A 15658-nucleotide genomic window follows, 5' to 3' on the forward strand; every position below is an offset into this window, starting at 1 on the left:
CCCGCGGCCGCCGCCGTGACCACCGCCACCACCATTTCCGGCACCGCCGCCTCCATGGCCTCCACCGCCATTGCCAGCCCCGCCGCCATGGCCACCGCCACCACCGTTCCCAGCACCACCGCCGCCGTGGCCGCCACCGTTTCCGGCGCCATCACCGCTGTTGCTGCCGCCAGCAAGACCACTTGCGTTGGAGGCCGTGCCCAGTTTGCCATGCGCGCTGCGCGTCATAGCGCCGTTCATTTCATCCTGACCGGGGGTTCCTTCCGATCTGGCCTGATTGACGTCGTGGAACTGTTCTTGCACTTCGTCATCCTCCTCCGCCCAAGGGTTTGCATGCGCTGAAAACGCCTGCGGCGCCCCGGCGGCCCAAACCGCCAGGACCAAAGCCGGGGCAAAAGATCGTGTGTAAGTCTTGAGTTTCATTGCTCTGCCTTTTCACGTTACCGCTGCTGTTCGCCCGAGCACACATCATATTTTTGGAATACTTAAGGAAGTCCTACTGGTGGACATGATGGCGCGGCTGCGCGGGAAACTGCCGCAAAGCAAAGTTTCACGCAGAGTTCCGCCCAAATCCGGCGGCAGATAAAGCGGTGGCACTGCGGCGGGAACTCGGTCATATCTGGCGCGCGATGTCCCGCGCTGCATGTCCAGACAGGAAAGGCCAAACCATGACCCATATCATTGAAACGCTCTCGGAGGTCTCGGCCCCCTATCGCGCCCTCTTTGTGGACCTTTGGGGATGTGTGCACAACGGCATCACCGCCTACCCCGAGGCAGTTGCTGCCCTGCAAGACTACCGAAAAGGCGGCGGGATTGTGGTTCTGGTGACCAACTCCCCAAAACCGCGCGCAGGTGTGGCAGAGCAGCTGTCCCAATTCGGCGTACCCCAAGACGCCTATGACACCATCGCCACTTCGGGCGATTCTGCGCGCGCGGCCATGTTCACCGGCGCAGTGGGCGACAAGGTCTACTTCATGGGCGAATGGCAGCGCGATGCTGGGTTCTTTGAGCCGCTGCACGTCATCGACTCGCCCGTCGAAATCACTCGTGTTCCCCTGCAAGAGGCAACCGGCATTGTCTGCTGCGGCCCCTTTGACCCCATGGCGGACCCGGATGTGAACCGGGCGGACTTCCTCTATGCCAAGCAAAAGGGCATGAAGCTCTTGTGCGCCAACCCGGATATCGTGGTGGACCGCGGCGAGACCCGCGAATGGTGCGCAGGCGCTCTGGCGCGGCTTTACACAGAAATGGGCGGAGAGAGCCTGTATTTTGGCAAGCCGCACCCCCCCATCTATGACCTGGCGCGCCGTCGCCTGGCCGAGCTGGGACAGGACATCTCAGATGGGGATATCCTGGCGATCGGAGATGGTCCGCACACTGATGTCGCCGGTGCCATGGGCGAGGGAATCGATTCTCTGTTCATCACAGGCGGGTTGGCCGCAGCGGAAACCAAAACGTCGCACCAACCGGACCCGGAAGCGCTAACCGCTTATCTGGAAAAGGAAGAGAGCGCTCCGACCTTTTCGATCGGACGCCTGCGCTAAACCGAAAACCCGTCAGAAAACCCTTGATTTTCTGCACCTGCAAAGTAATAAAGTTGCAGAACGGAGCGCCCATGCGCTCAAAAATTTCAAGGGCACCCATTGCTGCCCGCAAACCCGGAGGGGCGCATGTTGGACAATCTGCCACGCGGAACCATCTGCATCGAAGACATTGAAATGGGCATGGTCCGCTACCTGCGCAAAGTGGTGACGGACGAGGATATCCAGAAATTCGCCGATGTCTCGACTGATCACAACCCGGTTCACATGGACGACGACTATGCCCGCGACACGATCTTTGAAGGGCGCATCGCCCATGGGATGCTGACAGCCGGTCTGATTTCCGCCGTCATCGGCGAACAGCTGCCCGGCCATGGCACCATCTACATGAGCCAGTCCTTGAAGTTCCTCGCCCCGGTGCGCCCCGGCGACATGGTTCTGGCCGAGGTCGAGGTGACCGACATCCAGATCGACAAACGCCGCGTGCGCCTTGATTGCCGCTGCATGGTCGATGGCAAGAAGGTGCTTGTGGGCGAAGCCATGGTCATGGCCCCCTCGCGCAAGTTCGACTGAGTCCCGCCGTCGGCCCCAAGATACGGCCAGACAGATGCGTAACGGCACGCTTGCATGCCCCGGCACGGGGCGCTACGCAGGCGCAATGCGCATCATTCGAGACTATCAATTCGTCGAAGACCAGGACCGCGGCGCCAGCGTCGCGATCGGCAATTTCGATGGCGTCCATCGCGGCCACCGTTCGGTCATCGACATGGCCCGCCAGGCGGCACCGGATGCCCCTCTGGGCGTGGTCACTTTCGAGCCGCACCCGCGCGAGTTCTTTGCCCCCGCCGCGCCGCCCTTTCGCCTGATGTCGGCGGCGGCACGGGCGTCCCGGCTGGAAAAGCTGGGGGTTGAGAAGCTCTACCAGCTGAATTTCAACGCCGCCCTTTCCGGTCTCACGCCAGAAGATTTTGCCTCCAAGGTTCTGTCAAAAGGGCTTGGCCTGAGGCACGTTGTCGTCGGGGCCGATTTCTGCTTTGGAAAGGGGCGCGCAGGCACCGCCGAGGATCTGACCCGGTTCGGGCAGGACATGGGCTTTGGCGTCACCATCGCACCCCTGATGGAATACACCGAACATACCGTGTCTTCGACAGCGATCCGCCAGGCGCTGAGCGATGGTCGCCCGCGCGATGCGGCGGCCATGCTTGGCCACTGGCACCGGATCGAAGGGACCGTGATCGGCGGCGAACAGCGCGGGCGCGACCTTGGTTTTCCGACCGCGAACATGTCCATCGATGGGCTGCACCCCCCTGCATTCGGCGTCTACGCCGCCCTGGTCGATGTGCTGGATGGCCCGCACAAGGGCAGCTATCATGGTGCGGCCTCCATCGGTGTGCGGCCCATGTTCGATGGCGATCACCCGAATATCGAGACCTTCCTCTTCGACTTTACGGGCGACCTTTACGGCGCGACCCTCTCCGTCGGGCTGGTCGACTACCTGCGCCCCGAGATGAAATTCGACGGACTGGAAGCTCTGATCGCGCAGATGGACGCCGATTGCGCACAGGCGCGCGACATTCTGGCGGCGACATGACAAAGCTCGCCCCCCGGTTCTGGGAGAAAAAGCCGCTCGACAAGCTGTCCGAAGCCGAGTGGGAGGCGCTGTGTGATGGCTGCGGCAAATGCTGCCTCAACAAGCTGGAGGATGAGGACAGCGGCGAGGTCGCCCTCACCCGCGTGGCCTGCCGCCTGCTGGACGATCAGACCTGCCGCTGCGCCCATTATGAAAACCGTCACCAGTTCATTCCCGAGTGCATCGTTCTGCGCCCGGATAATCTGGATACCCACGCCTATTGGATGCCGCAGACCTGCGCTTACCGCCTCTTGTGGCAGGGCAAGCCCCTGCCCGCCTGGCATCCGCTGATCACGGGCGATCCGAATTCAGTCCACAGCGCTGGCGTGTCGGTTCAGGGCATGACGGTTTCAGAATTCGACACCCCCGAAGAAGACTGGGAAGACCATATCATTGAGGAGCCCATCTGATGTTCTTTGCCTCTGACAACTCCGGCCCCGTTCACCCCGAAGTTCTGGAGGCCCTCAGCGAAGCGAACATGGGTTATGCCATGGGCTATGGTGCCGACGCCCAGATGGAGGCCGTGCGCCAGCGTCTGCGCGACATATTCGAGGCACCCGAGGCAGCGATCTATCTGGTGGCGACCGGCACCGCCGCCAATTCCCTGGCTCTGGCGACCCTGTCAGACCCCTTCCAGACCATATTCTGCAGCCCCGTGGCCCATATCCACGAGGACGAGTGCAACGCGCCCGAATTCTACACCGGCGGCGCAAAGCTGACGCTGGTGCCCGGTGGTGACAAGATGACCCCCGAGGCCCTGCGCAAGAGCATCGCAGGCGAAGAAACCCGAGGCGTTCATGGCCCCCAGCGCGGACCGGTCTCGATCACACAAGTGACGGAACGCGGCTCTGTCTACAGCTGCGACGAGTTGAGCGCCCTTTGCGCCGTCGCCAAGGAATACGGCCTGCCGGTTCATCTGGATGGCGCGCGCTTCACCAATGCGCTGGTGTCTTTGAAATGCTCCCCGGCTGAAATGACCTGGAAAGCGGGCGTGGATGCGGTGTCCTTTGGAGGCACAAAAAACGGGCTGATGGGGGTCGAGGCAGTGATCTTCTTTGACCCCAAACACGCCTGGGAGTTCGAGCTGCGCCGCAAGCGGGGCGCGCATCTCTTTTCGAAACATCGCTACCTGTCGGCGCAGATGCTCGCCTATCTTCGCGAAGATCTGTGGCTCAAAAGCGCACAATCCGCCAATGCCTCCTGCGCTTTCCTGGCCGACGGTCTGCGCAAGGCAGGTGCCACATTCCAGTCAGAGCCGGAGGCCAACATGGCCTTTGCCGCCCTGCCCCGCAGCACCCACAAGCGTCTGATGGAGGCCGGGGCGGTCTATCATCTGTGGGATGGCCCGCTGGAGGGACCGGAAGACGACCCCGTCACCGCGCGGTTCGTGTGTGACTGGTCGATCAGCCGGGATGAAATCACGGCCTTTCTGAACCTGCTCTGATACCGAAACCACAGATGCAGGGGCCGCTGGCCTCGCGCCCGCTCAGGACAACACCTCGGCAAGGGTTTTGGCGGCGGACGCCGCAACACTGGTCTTGCGATGGGCGATCCCCACTCGGCGGGTGACATTGGCAGCCTCGCGCAGGGCGCATATGGCGATCCGATCGGAGACTTGCGCATAGGTGAGCGGGACCAGAGCCACGCCGAGACCGGCTGCAACCAGTTCCAATAGCTGTGCGTCATGAAGCGCCTGAGCCGAAACCATCAGCCTGCCCTCCCCGGCAGCGCGGAACAGGTCTGCGGATGGACAATAGGGGCGTGAAATCATCTCCAGCTGGGCAAGATCCTGCAGCGTCAGCTCTGCACGCAGGCTTAGGGGATGCCCCAGGGGCAAAGCCACCCCATAGCCTTCGTCCCACAGTCCGACAAATCCCATTCCCTCAGGCGTACAGGCTTCGGAGCAGAGCACCACATCCGCCAGTTGGGGGGTGTCGGTGAACTGGAAGACCATGCCGTCTTTTTCTCGCGAAAGGCGCTGAAACCCGTTCTGAAAAGGCTCCATCAATACATCGGGACAACAGTGCACCCGCAGCTGAGGGCGCATGCGCTTTTTCAGACGGTCCTCCATCTGCTGAAGCTGCGACAGAACCACGCCACATTGCTCGTAAAGCTCGTGCCCCAGATCGGTAGGAACCAGCCCTGCGGGACCACGCTGAAACAGCGGCCCACCATAATGGGCCTCAAGCCGGGCAATCGCCGCAGAAACCGAAGGTTGGCGCACCTCGTTGAGACGCGCAGCTGCACTGAAGGTTCCGGTTTCATAGGCGGACTGAAAGTATCTGAGCGGAGCAAGATCAAGCATAGCCTTTACCTATACACTATATAGGAAATACAGGAATTACCTATACCAATGCAGCGTGCGAAACAAGGATCACTGGATTCACCGCAATTGTTCAAGGAGCCATTCATGGAAACCGCTGCGTCTGTCACCCACGCCCCTCTGATCGAACAGGTCTTGCGTCTGTTCGAAGCAGGGGACCCCTCGATCTTTAACCTCTTGGCCGAGGATATCGACTTTCGCATCGATCACTACAATGACGATGCGGATACCACCTGGCAGCAGGCTCAGGGCATAGGCCAGTTCGCTGCGGTCCTCCAACGGCTGGGCGAAGAGATCTTCCCTAAGGGCACGCGCATTCAGGATCTCACCACGAAAACGCTATGCGATGGGTGGGCCATGACACGGATGCAGCAGGAGTTCTTCTATCCAAGACAGAACGGAATGGTGAACAGTGTCACCTACATCGTCACCCATGAACAAGCTGGCAAGATCGACTACTTCAGAGAAACAGTCACTACCATCGACACAATCTGACAAGCAGCCCGGAGGGCGCGCCCCTGCCTTCCGGGATAAACGGCAGCCCTCAGTCTGCCCAAAAAGAACGGATCCGGGCGGCAGTTTCTGCGGGATGAGTGATCGACACCATGTGGCCGGCCCCCGCGATGACGTCTGAACGCACGTTGGGCAAACGCTGCGCCAGACCTTCGTTCACCACCGCAATGACGGGTTGAGTATCACTGCCTCGCAGCAGCAGAACCGGCATCTCCAGCCCCTGCAGTACGCCCGGACGCAAGACCCCCGCCCGGTCTTGATAGACCGATGCATCGCAGGCCGGAACGATATGGATGGCCCGCGTCATGGCTGCGCGCGTCGCCTCGGGCAGGTCGGGCCAGCGGGGGGTGCCCGAACTCCAGCTGCGGTTGAAGAGCCGCGCCGCCAGCGCCTCATCCCCGGCCTCAAAGGCCTCAATGAACGGCATGCTCTCTTCCTGGGTGCGATGGGCGACCTCAGGCGCATCCTCGACCGCCACGCGGAACAGCACCGGTTCGATCAGGATCAGGCTGCGAACCTGCTCCGGGCGGCTCAAGGCCATGCGCAGGGCGACGGTCGCGCCGAAGGAATGGCCGATCAAGTCAACAGGTTCATCCGGCATGAGCGACAGCCCGGCCTCGGTGTTACGGTCCTGGTAATCCCCCTTGCGGTCCCAGTCCGGGCTGCGCCCGTGCGACAGCATGTCAAAGGCAGTTATGGTCACCTGGCCATCCAGAGCCTCTGCCACCCCTCGCCATGTCCCAGAGTGCGCAAGCGAGCAATGTACGGCCAGCATTTTGCGCGGACCGCTCCCGAAACTGCGGAAAAAAACGGGCTGCGGCAGGGTCTGCGCCATATCTTTCATGCAGGCTATCGCTCCGTGAGGTGCCGGTCCAGATCATCCAGCCGGTCCTGGCCCCAGAACTTGGCACCATCATCGGTGACATAGAACGGTACGCCGAAAACGCCAGCAGAAACCGCGTCCTCCAGGTTCTGACCATACGTCTCGGCGCCAACCAGAAGCCCGCTGTCCGCAAGCGCGGGGTCAAATCCCGCGTGGGTCAGGCACTCCCGGATCACGCTGTCCTCGGCGATATCCTTTTCCTCGGCCCAGCAGGCGCGCAGGATGCCATGGACCAAAGCTCCAACATCTCCTCCCCCGGCCTTTTGCGCCGCAATGATCGCGTAAGAAGACGGGGCCGCATTGGTGGGCCAGTGCGCAGGCTTGAGGGTCATCGGCATTCCCAGCTTCCTTGACTGCCGCTCCATCTCGATCAGCCGGTATTCCTGGCGGGCAGGATGGCGGTCCCTTGGCGGCGTCCCCCCGGTTCGCGGAAACAGCGCCATGATGTCGAGAGGTTTGTAGGTGATCTGGGCGTCATGCCGCGCCGCCACTTGTTCAAGCCTGTTTCCGGCCAGATAGGCATAGGGGGAAAGGGTCGAGAAATAGAAATCGATGGCCGCCATGTCGCTTTTCTCCCGCTAAGAACTAGGCTGGACCCTAGGCGCATGCTAAGCGGGGTTCAATATCACGAATCTGTCACATTGCCTTGCTGCCCGGGGATATCAGCCAATGCCGACCATGAACGAACCCAAGCTTATCGCTGGGAACGCCAACCTCCCGCTCGCCAATTCCATTGCCCGCAGAATGAGTATGCACCGCGGTGTAGATCAGGGTCTGGTTGATGCCCGTGTCGAACGGTTCAACGATGGCGAGATCTTCGTGGAAGTCTACGAGAACGTCCGCGGCGAGGATATGTTCATCATCCAGCCGACGTCGAATCCGGCCAATGATAATCTGATGGAGCTGCTGATCATCTCGGATGCGCTGCGTCGTTCGTCTGCCCAGCGGATCACTGCAGTGATCCCCTACTTCGGCTATGCCCGTCAGGACCGCCGCACCAAGGCACGCACGCCGATTTCGGCCAAACTGGTCGCCAACATGCTGACTGGTGCCGGAATTGAACGGGTGCTGACCATGGATCTGCATGCGGCTCAGATCCAGGGGTTCTTTGATATCCCCGTGGATAACCTCTATGCTTCGCCAATCTTTGCGCTGGATGTGAAGCATCAGTTCAAGGATGAGATGGAAGATCTGATGGTCGTGTCACCTGACGTGGGCGGCGTCGCGCGCGCACGTGAGCTGGCGAAACGGATCAACGCGCCCCTGTCCATTGTGGACAAACGCCGGGAAAAGCCGGGCGAAGTGGCCGAGATGACCGTGATCGGTGATGTCACCGGCAAGATCTGCCTGATCGTCGACGATATGTGCGACACGGCCGGAACGCTCTGCAAGGCGGCGCAGGTGCTGCTGGATAATGGCGCCAAGGAAGTCCACGCCTATATCACTCACGGCGTGATGAGCGGCCCCGCGGTGGAGCGCGTCACCAACTCGGTGATGAAGTCCCTCGTGCTGACCGATACCATCCAGCCGACCGAAGCGGTCCTGGGCGCCCCCAACATCCGCATCCTGCCCACCGCACCCCTGTTCACCCAGGCGATCCTGAACATCTGGCATGGCACCTCGGTGTCTTCCTTGTTCGAAGACAAGACCCTGATCCCGATCTACGAGTCGCTTTACAGCCACGTGTGAAGTCAGTCGCTCCATCGTTCAAAGGGCCCCGTGCATAGACTTGCGCGGGGCCCTTTTTTGATGCTTGGATTAGCAGAAGTGCTCTTTTTGCAAGAGCGTGTGCTGCGCATGAACATGTTAGATTGAAAGCCGGGCGAAATGCATGAGTGGATTGTAAAGAAGACGGTGAGAAATGAAGAAGGCACGCGTACTGTCGACATCCTCGTCAGCAAGGATGGTAAGTTCTTTCGCTACGATGAAAATATCTGGACCAATGTCGAAGAGGATGATCTGCTGTTTTATCCCGACGGAGGCTATTGGACCTGCGCGACGATTTCCGGCTACTTTGTATGTCTTGACGACTGCGAGCGAGGGGCGCGGTCAGATCTCAAGTGGTTATCCCACATGTCATAGGCGAGACACACATCTCTCCTAGTGCCACAAGTATTTTTGTCACAAAAGAAATGTGCCAACCCTGACCAGCGTCACGCGGTTCTTCCCTCCTTCCAAGAGAAGTCCACTACTCAACCTGCGAAAAGGCTGACTTCCCCGGATGGCATCCACGGGCGACAGCAAAGACTCAGTCCACGTCCCAATCGTCCTCGAACGGCAGATCGCCAATGGCCATCCAGGCGGCGCGGACGCGGGCGATGCGGCTATCGGACCAGGTGCGAAAGACGATCTCGAAACCGGTCTCGCTGATGTTCTCGGTCGACAGATCCGCCCTGACCGCCGCTTCAGTACTCATATCCCACATCGAAAGTGAGACATGCACCGCAGGCGGACGCGCAAAGGATTCAGAAAACTCCACCGCCCTGCGCCGCTCGCGGGCACCCTTCCCCGTCCACATGGGGCCGTCGCTGTCAAATTCGGAAAACACGACGACATCCCCTTGATCGATACCGGTGCGGGGGTTTTGCAGTCTTTTCATCTGAGGGCGGCTCCTTTCGTCTTGAGGTAGATCCCGAGTCCAATGCTCAACTCAGCATATAAACACCCGGCCCACCAAAAGAAAACCGGCCCCAGATGGAGCCGGTTTCCAAAGAGTTGTCCGCTTGGCGCAGAGCCGGTTACAGGCTCATGTGGGTGCCAAGGGCCTCCATGTCTGCCAGAAGTTTCGCGGCTTCCTCGACGATGTCGTGGGGCTGCTCCGCTTCCTTTGCAGTCTTGTAGGTATTGCGCGCGTCCTCGATCAGCTCATCAAGATGCGCACGGGTCATTTCATCCATCGGGATTGCCTTTTCGGCGAGAACCGAGAGCGCCTCGGAGCCGATTTCGGCAAAGCCGCCGGTGACCACATACTCCGAAGTGCCTTGGGGGCTTTCGACCCGCAGGACACCCGGACGCAGGGTGGTGATGGTCGGCGCATGCATCGGCATAGCCGTCATGTCGCCTTCCGCGCCGGGGATCTGAACCGCGCTCACCTGAAGCGAAGCAAGGCTCCGCTCCGGGCTCACGAGGTCGAATTGCATGGTATCAGCCATCAGGGCCCTCCTTAGGCCGCCTCAGCAGCCATTTTCTCGGCTTTTGCCTTCACCTCTTCGATGCCGCCAACCATGTAGAAGGCGCCTTCGGGCAGGTGGTCGTATTCGCCGGCCACAACAGCCTTGAACGAGGCAATGGTGTCTTCCAGCGGAACCTGAACACCGTCAGAACCGGTAAAGACCTTCGCAACGTCGAACGGCTGGGACAGGAAACGCTGGATCTTACGCGCACGCGCGACGGTCAGCTTGTCCTCTTCCGACAACTCGTCCATGCCGAGGATGGCGATGATGTCCTGCAGCGACTTGTAACGCTGGAGGATCTGCTGAACGTCGGACGCCACTTTGTAGTGCTCTTCGCCAACGATCTGCGGGTCCATCAGGCGCGACGAGGAGTCGAGCGGGTCCACAGCCGGGTAGATGCCCAGTTCCGAGATCGCACGGTTGAGAACCGTGGTTGCGTCAAGGTGCGCGAAGGTGGTTGCAGGTGCGGGGTCGGTAAGGTCATCCGCGGGAACATACACAGCCTGGATCGAGGTGATCGAACCGTTCTTGGTCGAGGTGATGCGTTCCTGCATGGCGCCCATGTCGGTTGCCAGGGTCGGCTGGTAGCCCACCGCCGAAGGAATACGACCGAGCAGAGCCGACACCTCGGAGCCCGCCTGGGTAAAGCGGAAGATGTTGTCCACGAAGAACAGAACGTCGGTACCGGACTGGTCGCGGAACTGTTCGGCCAGTGTCAGACCGGTCAGAGCAACACGCGCACGGGCTCCCGGAGGTTCGTTCATCTGACCGTAAACCAGAGCCACCTGCGACTCTTCCAGGTTGTCGGGCTTGATCACGTTGGATTCGATCATCTCGTGGTAAAGGTCGTTGCCTTCACGGGTCCGTTCGCCAACACCGGCGAACACGGAGAAGCCCGAGTGCACCTTTGCGATGTTGTTGATCAGTTCCATGATGAGAACGGTCTTGCCAACGCCGGCACCGCCGAACAGGCCGATCTTACCACCCTTGGAGTAGGGCGCGAGCAGGTCGATCACCTTGATGCCGGTCACCAGGATTTCCGACTCGGTCGACTGGTCGTTGAACTCGGGCGCGGCCGCGTGGATCGGACGGGTTTCCGCGGCGTTCACGGGACCCTTTTCATCGACGGGCTCACCCACGACGTTCAGGATGCGGCCCAGGGTCGCGTTCCCGACCGGGATCGAGATCGGAGCGCCGGTGTCGACAACTTCCTGACCGCGAACCAGACCTTCGGTTGCGTCCATTGCGATGGTACGGACGGTGTTTTCGCCCAGGTGCTGCGCAACTTCCAGAACCAGATTCTTACCGTTGTTGTCGGTGTTGAGGGCGTTCAGGATCGCGGGCAGGTCGTCGCCGAACTGGACGTCGACAACGGCGCCGATGATCTGAACCACCTTGCCTTTTGCATTTGCCATGTGATTGGTCTCCGGTTGTCTCTTAGAGCGCCTCGGCGCCCGAAATAATTTCAATCAGCTCGTTGGTGATCACGGCCTGACGGGAACGGTTGAACTCGATGGTCAGCTGGTCGATCATGTCGCCCGCGTTGCGGGTCGCATTGTCCATCGCGCTCATCCGGGCACCCTGTTCGGATGCGCCATTTTCCAGCAGCGCCGCAAAGATCTGGGTGGATACGCCACGGGGCAGCAGGTCGGCGAGGATCGCCTCTTCGCTGGGCTCGTAGTCGTATACCGCCGAGGTCTCTTCGGCCTGACCGCCCTCGTAAGAGGCCGGAATGATCTGCTGCGCCGTCGGCACCTGTGTCACGACGTTGACGAACTCCGAGTAGAAGATCGTTGCAACGTCGAATTCACCGGCATCAAAGCGGGTCAGGATGTCCTTTGCGATGTCCTGCGCATTGGCATAGCCAAGGCGTTTGACTTCGCTCAGGTCCACGTGGCCGACAAAATGATCCGCAAAATCACGGCGCAGGGCATCACGCCCCTTTTTGCCAACGGTCAGGATCTTGACCGTCTTGCCAGCGGCTTTCAGCTCAGCTGCCTTCTGACGGGCCAGCTTGGCGATGTTGGCATTGAAGCCACCACACAGACCACGCTCGGCTGTCATTACGACAAGCAGCTGTACCTGATCGCTTCCGGTGCCGCGCAGCAGTTTGGGCGCTGCTTCGCTGTCACCCACCGAAGCCGCCAGGGCCGCCATCACGGCGTTGAACCGCTTGGCGTAGGGACGGCTGTCTTCGGCAGCTTCCTGGGCGCGGCGAAGTTTCGCCGCGGCCACCATTTGCATGGCTTTTGTGATCTTACGGGTGCTTTTGACACTCGCGATCCTGTTTTTCAGGTCCTTGAGATTTGGCACTGCCTTATCTCCTTACGCGAAGTCGGCAGCGAATTCGTCGAGTACCGCCTTCATTTTTTCGACCGGCTCGCCCTTTTTGAACTTGGGGTCTTCGTCGGTGATCCACTGCAGGAAGTCAGCCTTCTTGCCGCGCAGGAAGCTCAGCAGTTCGGCTTCATAGCGGCCAACGTCCTTGACGTCGACCTTGTCGAGGTAGCCGTTGGTGCCTGCAAAGATGATGCAGACGATTTCCGAGTTGGTCAGCGGCGAGTACTGCGGCTGTTTCATCAGCTCGGTCAGACGTGCACCACGGGCCAGCAGCTGCTGGGTTGCGGCGTCGAGGTCAGAGCCGAACTGCGCAAAGGCCGCCATTTCGCGGTACTGAGCGAGGGACAGTTTCACCGGACCGGCAACCGAGGACATCGCGTCGGTCTGGGCCGAGGAGCCCACACGCGAAACCGACAGACCGGTGTTCACGGCGGGGCGGATACCCTGGTAGAACAGTTCGGTTTCAAGGAAGATCTGACCGTCGGTGATCGAGATCACGTTGGTCGGAATAAAGGCCGACACGTCGCCGCCCTGGGTTTCGATGACGGGCAGAGCGGTCAGCGAACCGGAGCCGAAGTCTTCGTTCAGCTTGGCCGAACGTTCCAGCAGGCGGGAGTGCAGGTAGAAAACGTCACCCGGATAGGCTTCACGGCCCGGCGGGCGGCGCAGCAGCAGGGACATCTGACGATAGGCAACCGCCTGCTTGGACAGGTCATCATAGATGATCAGGCCGTGCTTGCCGTTGTCGCGGAAGTATTCCGCCATCGCGGTTGCGGCATAGGGCGCCAGGAACTGCAGCGGAGCCGGGTCGGACGCGGTTGCGGCGACCACGATCGAGTATTCCATCGCGCCGCTTTCTTCCAGCTTCTTCACCAGCTGGGCAACGGTGGAACGCTTCTGGCCGACGGCGACGTAGACGCAGTACAGTTTCTTGGACTCATCGTCGCCTGCGGCGTCGTTGTAGACCTTCTGGTTCAGGATCGCGTCCAGAGCAACAGCAGTCTTACCGGTCTGACGGTCGCCGATGATAAGCTCACGCTGGCCACGGCCGATCGGGATCATCGCGTCAACAGACTTGAGGCCGGTTGCCATCGGCTCGTGCACCGACTTACGCGGGATGATGCCCGGCGCCTTGGAGTCGGCAATGCCGCGCTCTTTGGCGTTGATGGGACCCTTGCCGTCCAGCGGGTTGCCCAGACCGTCCACAACGCGGCCCAGCAGTTCGGGACCAACCGGAACGTCCACGATCGAGTTGGTGCGTTTGACGACGTCACCTTCTTTGATGTCGCGGTCCGAGCCGAAGATCACGATACCGACGTTGTCGGCTTCGAGGTTCAGCGCCATGCCCATGATGCCGCCAGGGAACTCGACCATCTCACCGGCCTGCACGTTGTCGAGGCCGTAAACGCGAGCGATACCGTCACCAACGGACAGCACGCGGCCAATCTCGGCCACCTCTGCTTCTTGACCAAAATTCTTGATCTGGTCTTTCAGGATCGCAGAAATCTCTGCTGCTTGGATACCCATTTATCCGACCTCTTTCATTGCGTTCTGTAGGGAGTTGAGCTTGGAGCGGATCGAGCTGTCGATCATCTTCGAGCCCACTTTAACGACGAGACCGCCAATGATGCTCTCATCGACGGTTGCATTGATGGTAACTTTCTTGCCCACGCGCTCGGCCAGGGTCTTGGCCAGCTTTTCGCTTTGGGTCTTGGTCAGCGCCTTGGCAGAGGTCACCTCTGCGGTGACTTCACCGCGGGCCTCGGCCAGGCTGGCGCGCAGTGCCTCGATCAGCGCGGGCACCACGAACAGGCGGCGCTTGGAAGCCATCAGCGACAGGGTGTTGGCCAGAACCGGGTCCAATCCCATCTTTGCTGCAACAGCGGAGATCGCTGCGGCCTGCTCTTCACGCGTCACCAAAGGCGAGCTGATCAGATTTTGAAGATCTTCACTGCCAGCCAGGGCAGCTGCCAGGTCATTGATGCTGGTCTCAAGGCTGTCGAGCGCCTTGTTCTCTTCAGCGATCTCAAAGACCGCCTTGGCATAGCGCGCGGCGATGCCTGCAGAAATCGAAGCTGGTTCGGACACGTCCACCCTTCCGATATTATTTTGGCCCCGGTCTGCGTACTCTGGAAGAGCAGCACCCGGGGGTGTGAGTCAGCCCGCCGTTGCGGCAGGTCATCGAAATCAGCGTGGATGTAGCAGAGCGTTCCCAACCTATCAACTGCCTATAGCGGGAACAGCAAAATGACTGAATTAAGTATTTTCAATACCTTAGCCAAAGTGCGGCCCTTTGCCCCCGCAAAGGGCGTCAAAAAATGAACGTCTTGTTCATAAAATTGCGATTCCTGTACCACGCAAAACGGCTTTTGTTCCCCCTTCGTGCGGCTCAAGGCCTGGCCCACCGCGCAGGCTGATACATCGCATTGTCGCGGGAATCACCAGTTCAGGACGGAGTTTCCACCACTCTGCGCTCTATCAGGCCGCTTTTTTCGGCGCTCGGTCATACCGGCTCCGGCACCGGGTTTGACAACCCCTCCAGCACCCGGATCGGGTTGGAGCGCTTGACACGCGTCATCAAGCCGCGCTGTTGATGGGTTTGCTTGCTGACTTCGACCATGAAGACGCCCCCGGCAAGCATCGCAGGCAGGCGGCGTCCCATCCGCTCAAATAGCGCGCCGGATTTCAGCCAGTACCGCCGGGAGCTGGGCAAACGGTATAGCGCGGCGGTGTGCTGCTCTATGGTGAACTGATGCAGGCGCAGCTGGTTTTCCAGCTGGGTCAGCGTGTAAGGTCGACCGTAGCCAAACGGCGTCTTGTCGGAACGGGCCCAAAACCCGGCCCGGTTCGGCACAATGAAGATCGCGCGCCCGCCGGGGCCGAGAACGCGCCAGGCCTCCTCGAGCAGTTCCGATGGTCGCTCAGAGGTTTCCAGCCCGTGCAAGACCACCAGACGATCCACACGGCCCGTGTCCATCGGCCAGCGGGTTTCCTCGCACAGCACCGACACGTTGGGCAGCCCCGCCGGCCATTGCATCACCCCTTGCGGCGCCGGCATCAAGGCAATGACCCGGCGGGCATCTGCCAGGTAGGGCCGCATCAGCGGAGCGGCAAAGCCAAAACCCACCATGGTCTGCCCCGTCGCCTCGGGCCACATCTGCAACAGGCGCGTGCGCACGGCAGACTGAGCTGCACGGCCCAGAGTACTGCGATAGTAGAAGTTCCTCAGATCCTGAACATCAAGATGCATTGCGG

At 60.6% G+C, this 15658-nt stretch carries 19 protein-coding genes; 9 read left to right on the forward strand and 10 right to left on the reverse strand.

Translation table 11 applies throughout. The features are described 5' to 3' along the window. Window positions 1-15: 15 nt before the first annotated feature. The 6 genes from AADA15_RS10940 (at window position 16) to AADA15_RS10965 (ending at window position 4615) form a co-directional block, all read left to right on the forward strand. Window positions 16-342, forward strand: a complete 327-nt coding sequence (locus AADA15_RS10940) for a hypothetical protein (RefSeq protein ID WP_341641594.1) — start codon at window positions 16-18, stop codon at window positions 340-342. Between the two features lie 326 nt (window positions 343-668). Then, a complete protein-coding gene (locus AADA15_RS10945) occupies window positions 669-1544 on the forward strand; it encodes a TIGR01459 family HAD-type hydrolase (RefSeq protein ID WP_341641595.1) in 876 nt (291 codons plus the stop codon). A gap of 126 nt (window positions 1545-1670) precedes the next feature. Further along, window positions 1671-2114, forward strand: a complete 444-nt coding sequence (locus tag AADA15_RS10950; RefSeq protein WP_192964012.1) for a MaoC family dehydratase — start codon at window positions 1671-1673, stop codon at window positions 2112-2114. Window positions 2115-2199: 85 nt separating this feature from the next. Continuing rightward, complete coding sequence (locus tag AADA15_RS10955; RefSeq protein WP_341641679.1) at window positions 2200-3132, forward strand: bifunctional riboflavin kinase/FAD synthetase; 933 nt, start codon at window positions 2200-2202, stop codon at window positions 3130-3132. Beyond that, a complete protein-coding gene (locus AADA15_RS10960; RefSeq protein ID WP_341641596.1) occupies window positions 3129-3581 on the forward strand; it encodes a YcgN family cysteine cluster protein in 453 nt (150 codons plus the stop codon). The genes AADA15_RS10955 and AADA15_RS10960 overlap by 4 nt, the downstream gene beginning before the upstream one ends. After that, window positions 3581-4615, forward strand: coding sequence for a threonine aldolase family protein (locus AADA15_RS10965; RefSeq protein ID WP_341641597.1), 1035 nt, complete (start codon window positions 3581-3583; stop codon window positions 4613-4615). The genes AADA15_RS10960 and AADA15_RS10965 overlap by 1 nt, the downstream gene beginning before the upstream one ends. 42 nt (window positions 4616-4657) lie before the next feature. Here AADA15_RS10965 and AADA15_RS10970 read toward each other — a convergent pair whose 3' ends face one another. Continuing rightward, the gene (locus tag AADA15_RS10970; protein WP_341641598.1) at window positions 4658-5476 is read right to left on the reverse strand and encodes a LysR family transcriptional regulator; all 819 of its coding nucleotides are present in this window, start codon (window positions 5474-5476) and stop codon (window positions 4658-4660) included. 105 nt (window positions 5477-5581) lie between these two features. On the opposite strand from AADA15_RS10970, the gene AADA15_RS10975 reads away from it, so the two are divergent. Next, complete coding sequence (locus tag AADA15_RS10975; protein WP_341641599.1) at window positions 5582-5989, forward strand: hypothetical protein; 408 nt, start codon at window positions 5582-5584, stop codon at window positions 5987-5989. 49 nt (window positions 5990-6038) lie between these two features. Here AADA15_RS10975 and AADA15_RS10980 read toward each other — a convergent pair whose 3' ends face one another. Next, entirely contained in the window at window positions 6039-6851 is an 813-nt protein-coding gene (locus AADA15_RS10980) for an alpha/beta fold hydrolase (protein WP_341641600.1), read from the reverse strand. A gap of 5 nt (window positions 6852-6856) precedes the next feature. Beyond that, on the reverse strand, window positions 6857-7453 hold the full coding sequence (locus AADA15_RS10985) for a 2-hydroxychromene-2-carboxylate isomerase (protein WP_341641601.1): 597 nt from the start codon (window positions 7451-7453) through the stop codon (window positions 6857-6859). A 106-nt stretch (window positions 7454-7559) separates the two neighbouring features. Here AADA15_RS10985 and AADA15_RS10990 point away from each other — a divergent pair, with 106 nt between their 5' ends. Then, the gene (locus AADA15_RS10990) at window positions 7560-8579 is read left to right on the forward strand and encodes a ribose-phosphate pyrophosphokinase (RefSeq protein WP_341641602.1); all 1020 of its coding nucleotides are present in this window, start codon (window positions 7560-7562) and stop codon (window positions 8577-8579) included. 138 nt (window positions 8580-8717) lie between these two features. Further along, window positions 8718-8972 carry a hypothetical protein gene (locus AADA15_RS10995; RefSeq protein ID WP_341641603.1) on the forward strand — a complete coding sequence of 85 codons (255 nt, stop codon included), beginning with the start codon at window positions 8718-8720 and terminating at the stop codon, window positions 8970-8972. A 166-nt stretch (window positions 8973-9138) separates the two neighbouring features. Here AADA15_RS10995 and AADA15_RS11000 read toward each other — a convergent pair whose 3' ends face one another. From AADA15_RS11000 to AADA15_RS11030, 7 genes are all read right to left on the reverse strand, one after another. After that, a complete protein-coding gene (locus tag AADA15_RS11000) occupies window positions 9139-9489 on the reverse strand; it encodes an H-type lectin domain-containing protein (protein ID WP_341641604.1) in 351 nt (116 codons plus the stop codon). A gap of 139 nt (window positions 9490-9628) precedes the next feature. Further along, the gene (locus tag AADA15_RS11005; RefSeq protein ID WP_341641605.1) at window positions 9629-10042 is read right to left on the reverse strand and encodes a F0F1 ATP synthase subunit epsilon; all 414 of its coding nucleotides are present in this window, start codon (window positions 10040-10042) and stop codon (window positions 9629-9631) included. An 11-nt stretch (window positions 10043-10053) separates the two neighbouring features. Further along, on the reverse strand, window positions 10054-11478 hold the full coding sequence (gene atpD, locus AADA15_RS11010) for a F0F1 ATP synthase subunit beta (protein ID WP_341641606.1): 1425 nt from the start codon (window positions 11476-11478) through the stop codon (window positions 10054-10056). 22 nt (window positions 11479-11500) lie between these two features. Then, entirely contained in the window at window positions 11501-12376 is an 876-nt protein-coding gene (locus AADA15_RS11015) for a F0F1 ATP synthase subunit gamma (RefSeq protein WP_341641607.1), read from the reverse strand. 12 nt (window positions 12377-12388) lie between these two features. Beyond that, window positions 12389-13930 (reverse strand): F0F1 ATP synthase subunit alpha, encoded by a 1542-nt coding sequence (atpA, locus tag AADA15_RS11020; protein WP_341641608.1) that lies wholly within the window; start codon window positions 13928-13930, stop codon window positions 12389-12391. Continuing rightward, entirely contained in the window at window positions 13931-14491 is a 561-nt protein-coding gene (locus tag AADA15_RS11025) for a F0F1 ATP synthase subunit delta (RefSeq protein WP_341641609.1), read from the reverse strand. Between the two features lie 415 nt (window positions 14492-14906). Beyond that, complete coding sequence (locus AADA15_RS11030; protein WP_341641610.1) at window positions 14907-15653, reverse strand: class I SAM-dependent methyltransferase; 747 nt, start codon at window positions 15651-15653, stop codon at window positions 14907-14909. Between the last annotated feature and the right edge of the window lie 5 nt (window positions 15654-15658).

The organism is Phycobacter sedimenti, assembly GCF_038148855.1.
GTDB lineage: Bacteria > Pseudomonadota > Alphaproteobacteria > Rhodobacterales > Rhodobacteraceae > Phycobacter > Phycobacter sedimenti.